9 protein-coding genes are annotated in these 13,061 nt (G+C 58.8%); 4 read left to right on the plus strand and 5 right to left on the minus strand.

Translation table 11 applies throughout. The features are described 5' to 3' along the window. The first annotated feature begins 18 nt into the window (after positions 1-18). From Q1A74_RS03525 to Q1A74_RS03535, 3 genes are read left to right on the plus strand one after another with little or no spacing between them, the layout of a single operon-like run. Positions 19-1,452, plus strand: coding sequence for an efflux transporter outer membrane subunit (locus Q1A74_RS03525; RefSeq protein WP_299592426.1), 1,434 nt, complete (start codon positions 19-21; stop codon positions 1,450-1,452). After that, positions 1,452-2,780, plus strand: a complete 1,329-nt coding sequence (locus Q1A74_RS03530; protein ID WP_299592428.1) for an efflux RND transporter periplasmic adaptor subunit — start codon at positions 1,452-1,454, stop codon at positions 2,778-2,780. The genes Q1A74_RS03525 and Q1A74_RS03530 overlap by 1 nt, the downstream gene beginning before the upstream one ends. Continuing rightward, the gene (locus Q1A74_RS03535) at positions 2,777-5,941 is read left to right on the plus strand and encodes an efflux RND transporter permease subunit (protein ID WP_299592430.1); all 3,165 of its coding nucleotides are present in this window, start codon (positions 2,777-2,779) and stop codon (positions 5,939-5,941) included. Before Q1A74_RS03530 ends, Q1A74_RS03535 begins: the two co-directional genes overlap by 4 nt. 373 nt (positions 5,942-6,314) lie before the next feature. Here Q1A74_RS03535 and Q1A74_RS03540 read toward each other — a convergent pair whose 3' ends face one another. From Q1A74_RS03540 to phhA, 4 genes are all read right to left on the minus strand, one after another. Beyond that, positions 6,315-7,484: a cation:proton antiporter gene (locus Q1A74_RS03540; protein ID WP_299592432.1), complete on the minus strand. Its 1,170-nt coding sequence runs from the start codon at positions 7,482-7,484 to the stop codon at positions 6,315-6,317. Positions 7,485-7,601: 117 nt separating this feature from the next. Further along, positions 7,602-9,269: an aminotransferase class V-fold PLP-dependent enzyme gene (locus Q1A74_RS03545; protein ID WP_299592433.1), complete on the minus strand. Its 1,668-nt coding sequence runs from the start codon at positions 9,267-9,269 to the stop codon at positions 7,602-7,604. Between the two features lie 71 nt (positions 9,270-9,340). Then, on the minus strand, positions 9,341-9,811 hold the full coding sequence (locus Q1A74_RS03550) for an Lrp/AsnC family transcriptional regulator (protein ID WP_299592435.1): 471 nt from the start codon (positions 9,809-9,811) through the stop codon (positions 9,341-9,343). Between the two features lie 294 nt (positions 9,812-10,105). After that, positions 10,106-10,906, minus strand: a complete 801-nt coding sequence (gene phhA, locus Q1A74_RS03555) for a phenylalanine 4-monooxygenase (protein ID WP_299592436.1) — start codon at positions 10,904-10,906, stop codon at positions 10,106-10,108. Between the two features lie 167 nt (positions 10,907-11,073). On the opposite strand from phhA, the gene Q1A74_RS03560 reads away from it, so the two are divergent. After that, on the plus strand, positions 11,074-12,510 hold the full coding sequence (locus Q1A74_RS03560) for a TyrR/PhhR family helix-turn-helix DNA-binding protein (protein ID WP_367275351.1): 1,437 nt from the start codon (positions 11,074-11,076) through the stop codon (positions 12,508-12,510). Positions 12,511-12,550: 40 nt separating this feature from the next. On the opposite strand, the gene Q1A74_RS03565 is transcribed toward Q1A74_RS03560, so the two are convergent. Further along, complete coding sequence (locus Q1A74_RS03565) at positions 12,551-12,904, minus strand: DUF962 domain-containing protein (RefSeq protein ID WP_299592439.1); 354 nt, start codon at positions 12,902-12,904, stop codon at positions 12,551-12,553. Positions 12,905-13,061 lie beyond the last annotated feature (157 nt).

The following is a 13,061-nucleotide window of genomic DNA, read 5'->3' on the forward strand; positions in this document are numbered from 1 at the left end:
ACCGCACGAAGTTCCGTTGTGATCGGTATTGGGTGCTCGCTGCTCCTATCCGCATGTAGCACCCAGCCGCTCCCCACGGAAATTCCCCAGCAGGCCCTCGGGCTGCCTGCGCAATTCAATGCATCAGGCACCGATACCCCGGCCACACGCTGGTGGCAGAGCTTTGGTGATTCCGAACTCGATCAGCTGGTGCAGCTCGCCCTGGCGTCAAACCCCGACCTGCAGGCCACTTACTGGCGCTTGCAGCAGGCGGATGCTGCTGCAGCCCAGGCGCGCAGCGGTTTCTGGCCCCGCCTCACCGGGGGGCTCGAAAACACTGAGCAGCGGCGGGGCGCCAGCAACGATTTCGATTTTTCCGGCGCGGAGAACGAAGGGAACAGCTGGAGTGGCAGGCTCGCCGCTGGTTATGAGGTAGACCTGTGGGGGCGTGTGCGCAGCGGCGCGCGGGCGGCCGAAGCGGGGCGCCTGGCACAGGAAGACAGTTTTCAGGTGACGGCACTGACGCTGGCTGCTGAGGTGACCAATGTCTGGTTGCAACTCCAGGAAGCCTGGGGTCAGCAGCAGTTGCTGGATGAGCAGCTGGAAATTAACCAGAAAACCCTGAAGGTGCTGGAGCTGCGTTTCGGTGGCGGCGTCAGTGCTGCGGCGGATGTCTTTCAGCAGCGCCAGCTGGTGGAGCAGTCGCAACAGGAGCTGGCGCAGAGCCGCGCAGACATTCAGGTTTTGCAGGTGCAGCTTGCGGCGCTGCTGGGTGTGAATCGAGACCAGCTGCCCGCGTTTGTAGACGCGCTGGATGGCTTGCCGCCGCTACCCGCGTTGCCCGCTACCGGTGTTCCCTCCGAGCTGCTGCTCCGTCGGCCCGATGTGCGCCAGGCCCAGCGGGCGTTGTTGCAGGGGCACTATCTGGCGGATCAGGCATGGGCGGATCGTCTTCCGGCTCTTACACTCGGTTTGCTCTTCAGTGGCGGCGGGCGCGCCTTGTCCGACATCGCCGAAGACTGGTTACTGAATTTTAGCGCGGCGCTGGACGGCGTCATATTTGATGGCGGCAACCTTGCGGCCGCCGAGCGTCAGCAGGAGGCGGTCGAGCAGGAGCGCTGGGCGGCGTTTCGCAATGCCGTGATGCAGGCGTTATCTGAGGTGGAGCAGGCGCTGATCAATGAACAGGCCATTCGCGAGCGCCTTTCGTTTCTGGAAACCCGTGCGCAACTGGCAGACCAGATCACACTGCGTCAGCGCCGTGCTTACGGGCAGGGGTCCGTAGACTTTCTGAATGTGCTTTCCGCAACTGATAACCAACAATCCCTCGAGCGGCAACTGCTGACGGCACACCGCGAACTACTGGAAAACCGGGTAACGCTCTACCGCGCTTTATCGGGAGGCCTGCCTGAGCAGGACTTGCCGCAACCGCCGGCGCTGGAGTTGGAAGTTTACCGGGTGGAGAATCAATAATGTCCAAACATCCGATACTGGGGAAAATCAATTGGGGTATCGCGATCCCGATTCTGTTGATCGTATTCGCGGTGCTGATCTCTCAATGGCTGCTGCGGGAAAAACCCACCATGCAGCGGACCGAACGCGCCACACCGCCACTGACGGTGGAAGTGGCCACGGCAGAGTACGGGCAATTTCCGCTGACCATCAAAGCGCTCGGCAAAGTCACCGCCCGGGAACTGGTGGAATTGCAGCCGCAGGTGGATGGGCGGGTAGAATGGTTGAATTACGACCTTGGCCCGGGCTCCACCCTGCAAAAAGGCGAGGCGCTATTGCGCATCGAGCGCGAACCGTTTGAGCTGGCGCTGCAGACGGCCCGCAGCACCCTTGCCGAGCGCCGCGCTGAACTGCAGCAGGAGCAGGGGCAGCGCCTGATCGCCCAGGAAGAATATGATTTGCTCAGTGATTCACTACCCGACGCCGATCAGTCGCTGGTACTGCGTGAGCCGCAATTGGCCGCCGCCCGAGCGCGTATGGACGCGGCGGAAGCCCAGGTAAAACTGGCCCAGCGCGACCTTCGCCTCACGGCGCTTTCCGCCCCGTTTAATGCGTTGCTGGTCTCCCGCACCGTAGATATCGGTGATCGGGTTGCCCCCGGTACGGTGATGTACACCCTGGCCGGCGCCGACCGCTTCCAGATTGAAGTGGAAGTCCCCGCAAGCCAGCTTCCCCGGCTCAATACGCCCAACGCCAAAGTGCGTATTCGCGGTAGTCAGTGGCCGCAGGGCAAATACCGAGAAGGCACCTTCGTGCGCGTGATACCCGTATTAGAAGAGCAGGGCAGGCTGGCCCGTGTGCTGGTGGAGCTGGACGATCCACTGGGCATTGAAAATCCATCGCGGCCTCAACTACTACTGAACGATCTCGCACGGGTGGAAATCACCGGTCGCGCCGATGGCCAGCAGGTCCGTATTCCGTTAACGGCGTTACAGGATGGCAACCAGGTTTGGATAGTGCGTGACGGAAAGCTCCATATCCAACCGGTGACGGTTTCTCACCTGGACGATGAATTTGCGGTGCTGGACGGCGGGCTGCGCGGTGGAGAAACTCTGGTGATCACCCGGTTGACCAGCGTGACTGAAAATATGCCGGTGCGAACCGCAGGCTCAGCGGGCGAAGCAAAAGCGCGCCGCGGGCTGAACCCGGAACTGAAGCGTCGGCAGCCCGGCGCGAGCAGCGAAAAAGGTTCGAAGCCGGAGCGCGCAGGACGGAAGTCCGAGCCGCCTGAATTACCCGGCCCATCTAAAAAATCCCGTGAACAGGGCACTGATGGTGAACGCGGATGAGTGAACAAAACTCCGATCAAACTCCGGGCACACCTCAAAAACGCCCGCCCGTAGATACCAGCCGCGGCGCCATCGCGTGGATGACTCACAACCATGTCACCGCCAATTTGCTGATGTTGGTTTTTCTGATTGGTGGGTTAGTGTTCTCTCTCACCATCAAGAAAGAAGTGTTTCCGGAATTCAGTCTGGATATGGTCACCGTGAGCATCTCCTACCCGGGGGCGAGCCCGGAAGAGGTGGAACGGGGTGTGCTAGTGCCTGCTGAGCAGGCGGTCACGGGCCTGGAAGGTGTCAAAGAGTTGCGCGGCCGCGCGGGCGAGGGCAGTGCCAGCCTGACACTGGAACTCGATGAAGATGCCAACGCCAACAAAGTGTTTCAGGATGTACAGGCGGCGATCGATCGCGTTAGCACCTTCCCATCGGATATTGAACGCCCCCAGGTCAGCCTGGCGGAGCGCAAGCGCGATGTGCTCGATCTGGTCGTGCACGGTAATGTGGATGAGCGCACCCTGCGCGAGTTTGTCATGCAGGTGTACGACAAGCTCGAAGCGCACCCGGATATTACCCAGGTGGAGGCTTACGGCGTAAAGGATTACGAGGTGGCCATCGAGGTAGATCGCGATGATCTGCGCCGCTACAACCTGTCGTTGCCCGATATCGCCCAGCTGGTGCGCAATGATGCGGTCGACGTCCCCGCCGGTGGCGTCAAATCCGAAGCCGGGGAAATCCTGGTTCGGGTTACCGAGCGCAAGGACTGGGCGCGGCAGTTTGGCGAAATCGCCATTGCCCGCACGGAGGGTGGCGGTACTGTACGCCTGCGGGACATTGCCAGTATCCGTGACGCGCTGGTGGATGAACCGCGGAATATGTTGTTCAACGGCGAGCCAGCCGCGGGTATCGATGTCTTCCGTATCGGCGACCAGACGCCGATGAGTGTCAGTGATGCTACCCACGAGGTGCTTGCCGATTTGCGGCCAGTATTACCACCGGGTATCCACGTCAGCGTGCGCGACGACGATTCGGAAATTTTTAAAGAGCGCCTGTCACTGCTGTTAAAAAATGGTTTTATCGGCCTATTGCTGGTATTTATTGTACTGGGCGCATTTCTCGAATTGCGCTTGGCTTTCTGGGTGACCCTCGGCATTCCCATCAGCTTCCTCGGTGCACTCCTGTTCCTGCCGGCGATGGATATTTCCATCAATATGGTGAGTATGTTCGCGTTCATCATCGCCCTCGGGATTGTGGTGGACGATGCAATTATTGCCGGCGAAAACATTCATGAATGGCGGCAGCAGGGCTACAGTAACTTCGACGCGGCGGTAGCCGGTGCCAAGCAGGTTGCAGTGCCGCTCACCTTTGCCATCCTCACCAATATCGTCGCCTTCCTGCCACTGACCGAGCTGCCTGGATTTATGGGTAAGATCTTCGGGTTGATTCCGTTTGTAGTGGGGGCAGTCTTCATTATCTCCTGGGTGGAAGCCCTATTTATTCTTCCCGCGCACCTGGCCCATTCCAAACGCGGTTATAAAAGCCGTACCGCACGCCGCTTTGCTGCTCGCCAGAAAATGCTCGCGCGCAGCCTCGATCGCTTTGTCGAGCACCGCTTCAAACCGCTGTTGGACCTGTGCGTCCGCCACCGCTATATCACCATCTCCATTTCTGTGGCGATCCTCATTGTGATGAGTGGCTATGCGGCCAGTGGTCGTATGGGCTTTACCCTGATGCCCAAGGTAGAGCGGGATTCCGGCCGGGTACAGGTCACCTTCCCACCGGGTACCGCCGAAGCCCAGCTGGACCGAGCGCGCAAACAGATCATGGGTGCAGCGGATAGCATTCTCGAAGAAACCGGTCGCGAAGGGTTCTTTATCGGCATGCGTGGACTAATTCGCGACGATTCTGTGCAGGTCGATGTGTACCTGACCCCGGGCGATCAACGCGAGATGTCCACCGGCGACTTTGTGCGCCGCTGGCGTCGCGAAGTGGGCCCGGTACCGGGTGCGCTCAGTTCCAGTTTCGCCAGCGATCGCGGTGGGCCAGGTTCCGGGCCGGCGCTCACGGTCGAGCTACGACATGCTGACACGGATCTGCTTGAACAGGCGGCGGTACAACTCTCTGATGCACTGCGAGGATTTCCCGCGGTAGGCGATATTGATACCGGTGTTTCCCAGGGAAAACGCCAGCTCGACCTGACACTGACGGACACCGCAAAAAGTCTGGGATTGAGTGCGGAAGATATCGGCCGCCAACTGCGCGCCTCCCTGTACGGCGCGGAAGCATTCCGCCAGCAGCGGGGCAGGGATCAGATCAAGGTCATGGTGCGTTTACCTGAAGACCAGCGCGTGACACTGGATGATGTAAACAACATCATGATCCGCGCCGGCAATGGCCTCTGGCTGCCGCTTCCCGATCTGGTGGAGATTGATCAGGGCCGCGCTTACTCCACCATCAACCGGCGCGAAGGCAGAAGGGTAATGACCGTAACCGCGCAAGTGGAACCGGCAGATCAGGCAGCACTGGTGATCAACGAACTTAACCAGACCGTAATGCCACAACTGCGCGCCCAATATCCGGGGCTGACACTTTCCTACGAAGGGCGACAGGCCGATGAGCGAGAGGGGCTTTCATCTCTGAGCCTGACCTTCAGTCTCACTCTGGCTGTGCTGTACTTTTTACTGGCCATTCCCCTGAAAAGTTATATCCAGCCACTCACCGTCATGGTGGCGATTCCGTTCGGCGTGATCGGCGCGATCCTCGGGCACCTAATCATGGGCTATGGGCTCAGTATGGTCAGTTTGCTGGGCATGGTCGCGCTGGCGGGGGTAGTGATCAACGATACCCTGGTAATGATCGAATACGGCAACCGCTTGCGCGCAAAGGGTATGCACATTACCGACGCCATCAAAGCCGCTGCCGCGCGACGCTTCAGGCCCATCATCCTGACCACTGTAACGACATTCTGTGGCCTGATGCCGATGATCTTTGAGACCTCCGTGCAGGCGAAATTTATGATTCCCATGGCCATTTCACTGGGTTATGGGATTCTTGCCGCCACCACCATTTCACTGCTGCTAGTGCCTTGCCTTTACCTGATGTTTTCGCGGGATATCCCAGCGTTGTTTGGGATGGTGAAAAGCCGGGCACTCGGGAGGGTGAGTGCCTAGCTGCAGGCACAACTTTTGCTAAAGCCCGACCGAAATTGCTCTGGAATTTCGGTCGGGCGATTGTTTGGTTTTTTGCTTGCTAATGGCCTGCCGTCACATGGCCAATTGGAGGAAGTATTTTAATGTACTTCAGTGTGAAGTGCGGAGGGGCGCATATTGGAGAATAATAATTCCATCAGGCCAATTTTCTTTTGCCATGAATCGTAAAGAGCATCTTGTGCTGAGAGTGCTGGCAGTACTGCCGTGAAACTATTCGGTGCATGTGGAATATGTGCGCAGTGATCGCCTACAGCTGGGCGGCATTGAGGGCGGCTTCGCCACAATGTTGCCCATCGGACAGGCGTTAGGCGCCTGAATTCCGCATTTCTCTACGCTAATCCCGCCGCAAATGATCCTTGATCGCAATCGGATTGGGGAAGTTCAATACCACGATATACGAAGAAACCAGGAAGGTCAGAATCGCTGTTGCCTGAATCAGGTGCGATGCTTTGCTGCCGATTAGCCCTTGGGCGGCAGCAAGGAAGGCAATCAATAATGAGAATTCGCTGATCTGCCCCAGTCGAAAGCCGAGATCCCACGCGAGTATTTTTCGTTCGCTCTGTTGCCCCAGCAGGTAGCGGAATACTACCGGCTTGATAATCAGTACGGCGGCGGCGGCGATCAGTGCCGGGAGGGCAATTTCTGGCACCATATCCAGGTGGAACTGGGCTCCCAGGCTGAAGAAGAACAGGATCAGGAAAAAGTCCCGCAGTGGTTTCAGGCTGATGGCGATGTATTGGGCTATCGGGCTGGTAGCGAGAGTGATACCGGCAATGAAGGCACCGATTTCCCGCGACAGGCCGACCACTTCGGCGAGCTCTGCGAGCCCCATACACCAGCCGAGCGCCAGTAGAAATACATATTCGTGGAAGCGGTCGAATCTACTGAGCAGTGGCTGCAGAACGTAACGTACTGCCGCCCACGCAAAGGCGATCAGCAGGGGCAGGGCGGCGAAGGAGAGGCCGAGCTGGGCAAAATCGACGGAGCCGGTACTGCCACTCAAGAGGATCATCAGGCAGGTGATGGCGACGAAATCCTGAAACAGGAGTAGGCCCACCATCATTTCGCCCAGGTGTTTGTGGTGCAGCACAGTGGTGGGCAAGAGTTTGATACCGATGATGGTACTGGAAAACATCATGGCCATACCGATGACCCAGCTTTCGGTGTCGGTAAAGCCGAACAGGTGGCCGATGCCGTAGCCAAGCCCCAGGAATATGCCACAGCTGATCAGGCCGACGAAGGTGGCTTTGCGCAGTACCGCGATGAGTGCCTTGGGTTGCATGTCCAGGCCCAGCAGGAACAGCAGGAAGATGATGCCAATGTTGGACATCTCCGCCATCAGATTGACGTTGTCGATGACGGCGAGGCCCGATGGGCCGAGCAGGCAGCCCAGGGCAATGTACGCAACCAGCAGCGGTTGCCGGCCCCACAGTGCGAGCGACGCGACAATAGCGGCGCCAGTGAAGATCAGGAAAAACGACTGGAACAGGGAGGTCTCAGGCACTGCGCATCCTTGTAGCAGACTGGGCGGTTGGATTGTTGTCATTATCGGGGTGGAGTGCGGTTTTTTTCAATGCCTGCGGTGGCGGATAGACTGCGTATCCGCCACCTCCTTACCCGACTAAAGTTGGAACCAGCGCAAATCCTCTCCCTCTTTCGAAAGGACCGGCTGCTCGCACACTTTCCCCGGTGGGTTTTGCAGAATCGGTTTTGCCTTGTCGATATACGTCTGCAGCGGTATTCCCAGTGTAGCCGGCGTGTCGTCAGGCGGTTCGAGTCCCAGTGTCAGTGGTGCCTCTGCTTCTTCGCCCTGATAGCGCCATACACCATGGCCCGCATCGTACTGGTAATACGGCAGCATCCGGTGGCCGTACTCGGCAATCAGTTGGATAGCGCCGATCAGGTAGTCGACGGTTTCCTCGTCGAGGAAGTAATTGAAATTCAGGCGTACCCAGCCAGGTTTGAGAATGCTTTCCCCTTCGCTGACGAGTTTTTCAATGGCGGTGCTTTGCTCATCGGTGAGGTGCAGCAGATGGTGGCCGTAGGGGCCGGCGCAGGAGCAGCCGCCGCGGACCTGGATACCGAACAGATCATTCAGTAGGGCCACCACAAAACCGTGATGCAGTGGCTTGCCATCCTGCAGCAGGTGGAGGGACACGATACTGACTCGCTCTGCTTCGGTGCCGCCGAGAATCTCGATATTGTCGTTGCCGGCCCAGCGGGCGAAGGCGCGGGCGATCCACGCAGCTTCTCGGGCTTCGATGGTGTCGGCACCCACCTGGTCTTTTAAAGCAAATGCCATGCCGGCGCGCACGGATTCAACGATAGCGGGTGTGCCGGCTTCTTCGCGGCGCTCCCCTGCGGGCAGATAGGTGTGGCGCCCGGGGCCTACCCAGGAAACTGTGCCGCCTCCGGTAACTGCTGGCTGACCTTCCGGTAGCAGATCGCGACGTACGATCAGGATGCCTGGGGTGCCGGGGCCGCCGACGAATTTGTGTGGGGAAATAAACAGAGCGTCTTTTCCGGAAAGGCTGTCTGTGCCCTGTACGTCGATAGCGACATAAGGCGCCGCTGCAGCATAGTCCCAGAAGGACAGGGCATTGTTTTGATGCAGTAGTCGGGTCACCGCTTCCACGTCGGTGCGGATGCCGGTGACGTTGGAGGCCGCGGAAAAACTGCCAATTTTCAAGGGGCGTGCGGCGTACTTGTCGAGCGCCGCCTGCAGGGCCTGAAGGTCTACGCCCCCGGTATCGTTTTGTGGAATGGTGACTACTTCGGCGATGGATTCTCGCCAGGGCAGATCGTTGGAGTGATGCTCGTAAGGGCCGATAAACACCACCGGGCGTTTTTCTTCCGGGATGTCTCCGGGGGTGCCGCCGAGCCGTGCGTAGCAGTCGGCTCTCAGCCCAAGGCAGTCGACCAGGCGGTTAACGGCGGCGGTGGCACCGGCACCGCAGAAAATGATGGCGTGGTCATCGCCGGCGTTTACGGACTTGCGCACGGCGGTACGGGCCTGCTCGCGGAAGGCGGTGGTCTGCCGCCCGGTAGCGGAAGTTTCCGTATGGGTGTTGGCATACCAGGGCAATACGCGATTGCGTATGGTGTCTTCGATAAACGTGAGCGCGCGCCCGGATGCGGTGTAGTCGGCGTAAATCAGTGGGCGCTGTCCGAATGGGGTCTCCATTGGCATGCGTTCGCCGATGACACTGTCGCGGATACGCTGCAGCAGCAATTCGGTGTTTGTATCAGTGACGGGTGGGACTGATGTGGGTTGTGCACGGCTTTGCATGGCGACCTCAATGTACTGCGCCCGCGAGGATCACCCGCGGGCGTTGGTAATAACAGTAATTGAGCTGGGGGTTACTCTCCCGGCGGTATGGGCAGTTGCGTGGTGCTTTTAATCTGCTCCATGGCGAAATTGGAGGCCACGTCGGAAATCCCTGCGTGTGCGATCAGCTTTTTATAAAAGCGATCATAGGAAGCCACATCGCTGACCACGATCCTCAATATGTAATCGTAGTCGCCGGCCATACGGTAGCAGTCCACCACTTCTGGTAAGTCTGCCATCGCCACGGAAAAGGAGTCTGCCCATTCCGCGCTGTGCTGGTCGGTTTTTACCTGGGCAAAAACCGATACCGGCAGGCCGAGTACTTCTGCGTCCAGCAGGGCCACCTTGCGGCGGATGATGCCGCTTTTCTCCAGTTTCTGAATCCGGCGCCAGCAGGGGGTCTTGGTAAGACCCACGCGCTCGGCCAGCTCTTCGATGGAGAGACTAACATCAGATTGAAGGATGGCAAGAAGTTGTCGATCAATCGCGTCGAGTGAGGACATAGTGCTTCATATCTCCCGAAAACGCGGGGATCGGTTCCATTTGTGATGCTCAGGTAGCTGTCCGTAGCAACAAAATACCCCAGTAATTTTGGTGGGCTCAGCGAGATCCGACGTCAGTTGCCTGCAGAAGAATCCTTTACCGTGCCCCTTGTCTTGCCGATAACGATAATCTCAGTTCCGGGGGATCAGTAGTGGTATTTTTCTCTGCGGGCGATTTGGCTGGCGGGCGGAAACAAAAAAGCCGGGCAATGCCCGGCCAAACAACAGGGGGATGTTGGAAAAATGTGCTGAAGCCTATGCGGCTTCCTTGGGTGGAAACAGGGGCTCGTACAGCCCCGCGGCCATGGCCTCGCGCACACGGGCCATCAGGTCGATTTCGGTGAGCTGCTGGAGGGTTTCCAGATCGTCGAGTACGTAGTAAATCGGCTGGACGATATCGATGCGGTACGGGGTGCGCAGCGCGTCTACCGCCTCAAAGGGCGCGCGCATGGGCGCATCGCTGAGTGCGTAGAGGGTCTCTTTGGGCGATGACAGAATGCCGCCGCCATAAATGCGCAGGCCGTCTTTGGTGTGCATCAGGCCGAATTCCACGGTGAACCAGTACAGGCGGGCGAGGTATGCGCGTTCTTTGGGTGAGGCGTTGAGGCCTAGTTCGCCGTATTTTTGCGTGAAGTTCGCAAATGCCGGGTTGGTGAGCATGGCGCAGTGGCCGAAGATCTCGTGGAAGATGTCCGGCTCTTGCAGGTAATCGAACTCTTCCTGGGTACGGATAAAGGTGGCGACGGGGAATTTGCGCTCGGAGAGCAGGCGGAAAAAAGTCTCGAAACCGATCAGGGCGGGCACGCGGGCGCATTCCCAGCCTGTTTCCCGGTGCAGTACCTCACTGACTTCTGCCAGTTGCGGGATACGGTCGCGGGGTAGGTCGAGCAGTTCCAGGCCGTGCAGGTATTCGTTGCAGGCGCGGCCGGGGACGACTTCCAGCTGGCGCTCGATCAGCTGCCGCCAGGTATCGTGCTCCTGTGCCGTGTACTCAATGAACCCGTTGGCATCCGGCTCCCGGGCAACGTACTTACTGGGTTTCTTACCACTGCTCATGGTGATCTCCTGAATGTGCGAGCGGTCTTTCGCCGCCACGTCTGTTGTTATTTGCTCTCCATTCTTAGACAGCTTGCGGGCTCTATGGCAGGGGCGAGGGCGCGAAAAAAGGAGGGGGTGGGGTGGTCTGGCTACACTTTTTGTAAAGAAAAGTTTACAGTCTGGCTATGAGAATCGAAATTACCTGTACCGATCGTGTGGGGATATTGCACGAAATAATGTCAATATTCGCTGATTATCGTGTCAATGTGCGCTCGGGTGAGATCGGTGGTGACAGTGGAGACAAGGTCTATCTGTCGGCGCCAGATTTGCTCGTTGCCCAGTACCAGTCCATTGAGAGGTCATTGCACAGGGTGCGCGGTGTACGCCATGTGCGTCGCATCGAGCTGATCCCTTCTGAGCGCCGTCACTTTGAGCTGGATACGCTGCTGCGGCATGTGAATTACCCGGTGCTGTCGGTGGATCGGGAGGGACGTATCGTGGCCGCGAACCAGGCGGCGGCGAAGGCATTCGGTATCAGTCATAGCCAGGTCGCCGGTATGTCTCTGCAGCGATTTTTGCCGCGGTTGCAGCTGGCCGAGTTGCTGCGCGGCATCACGGCGCCGCGCTATGGGTTCCCGGTTACTGTGCGCGGGCAGGAATTTACCGTGGACTGGTCCCCAATCGCGCTCGCGGAAGGGCCCGGTGCGGTGGCCTCACTCGCGGGTGCAGTACTCACTCTAGAGCGGCGGGAGAGTGCAGAGCGGTTCGAGGCGCCTGCGCCAAAAGTCTTGTGGGACCTGGACAGGCGCCGGGAGGCCTGCCTGCGCTTGCAGCAGATGGCGCCGCTGCACGAGCCGTTGTTGATCTGTGGTGAACGCGGTACGGGGAAGACTACGTTTCTACGTGCGGCCTATTATCTGAGCCCGCTGGCGGAGCAGGGGCGGGTTCGGGAATACCGGGGGGAAGAGCTTTCCCACCAACTCCTGGCGGAAATCGCGCAGCTATCCAGTGATACCGTTGTGCTGCTGGACGACGCCAATGGCGTGACAGAATCGGTTCAGCAGGCGATGGTGTCGCTGGCCCAGGAGGGGCGCCTGCCCGCGCGCCTGATTCTTGCTTCGCACACCCTCACTGCCCTGATTCCACCCCTGCGCCAATTGCTGGAAACCCAGCGTATTCAGCTGCCCCCACTGCGAACCATGCGTCCGTCACTCGCGGGGTTCGCGGAAAAGATCCTTGAGGCAAGCAACCTCAAATTTGGTGCGGGCGCTGTTCAGGCTCTGGCCCAGCGCGATTGGCCGACCAACCTGTCTGGGTTGACGGACTGTTTACTGGCGGCAGTAAGTTGTGCCCAGACCCGTGGAGGGCGGTCGGTAGAGGCTGAGGATTTGCCATTGATCGCAGCGGACGACACATTGCCCTGGCACGACTGGGGTCGCGGATTGACGTTGAGAGAGCAGATGGAAAAGGTGGAGCGGGCAATCCTCGCGGAAACTCTCGATGCCGAAGAGTACAGCGGGCACTCCACGCGAGATCTGGCGCGGCGGTTGGGTATTTCTCATACCGCCGTCGCCAATAAGTTGCGCAAATACGGTTTGTCGAAGCCCGGCGCGGAGACCTAGTGGTCCATGCGAACAGTTACACAACTTTCCGCATGGACCACTAGCGTTCGATCTTGCCCAGCAGAATGTCTTTGAACATCACAAAGTCTCCCCACAGGGAATAAAAGGGGTTCTTGAAGGTGGCGGGCCGGTTGTGTTCGAAAAAGAAATGTCCGACCCAGGCAAACCCGTAGCCGGCAACCGGCACTGCCGCGAGCAGTGTCCAGTTTTGCGAAACCAGTGCGCCGATAAGCAGGCCGATCACCAGGGCGGTGCCCACAAAGTGCAGTCGGCGGCAGGTCAGGTTGCTGTGCTCGTTGAGGTAAAACGGGTAGAACTCTTTAAATGAGCTGAATCGCGGGGTTGCCTCTGGGGCGCCAGACTCGGCCTTCTTGTCGATGGTTGTTTCCGTCATTTCGCTGATCTCTCTCGTGTTATTGGTATCGCAGTGATCGTGCTTTGGAATCCCACCCCATTCTATGGGGTCTCGCGGGCCTACACTGGTTTACTCAGGACGGTTTACTCAGGACAGCCATCACTTCCGAAGTGTACGTCCGGTCTGGATTTAGACC

This window comes from uncultured Microbulbifer sp. (genome assembly GCF_947504145.1).
Classification (GTDB): Bacteria; Pseudomonadota; Gammaproteobacteria; order Pseudomonadales; family Cellvibrionaceae; genus Microbulbifer.

Excerpts from the sequence above, each read along its gene's own strand:
- Q1A74_RS03530 (WP_299592428.1), top strand. The coding sequence starts at position 1,452 with ATGTCCAAACATCCGATACTGGGGAAAATCAATTGGGGTATCGCGATC.
- Q1A74_RS03535 (WP_299592430.1), top strand. The coding sequence starts at position 2,777 with ATGAGTGAACAAAACTCCGATCAAACTCCGGGCACACCTCAAAAACGC.
- Q1A74_RS03545 (WP_299592433.1), bottom strand. The coding sequence starts at position 9,269 with ATGCAAAGCCGTGCACAACCCACATCAGTCCCACCCGTCACTGATACA.
- Q1A74_RS03550 (WP_299592435.1), bottom strand. The coding sequence starts at position 9,811 with ATGTCCTCACTCGACGCGATTGATCGACAACTTCTTGCCATCCTTCAA.
- phhA (WP_299592436.1), bottom strand. The coding sequence starts at position 10,906 with ATGAGCAGTGGTAAGAAACCCAGTAAGTACGTTGCCCGGGAGCCGGAT.
- Q1A74_RS03560 (WP_367275351.1), top strand. The coding sequence starts at position 11,074 with ATGAGAATCGAAATTACCTGTACCGATCGTGTGGGGATATTGCACGAA.
- Q1A74_RS03565 (WP_299592439.1), bottom strand. The coding sequence starts at position 12,904 with ATGACGGAAACAACCATCGACAAGAAGGCCGAGTCTGGCGCCCCAGAG.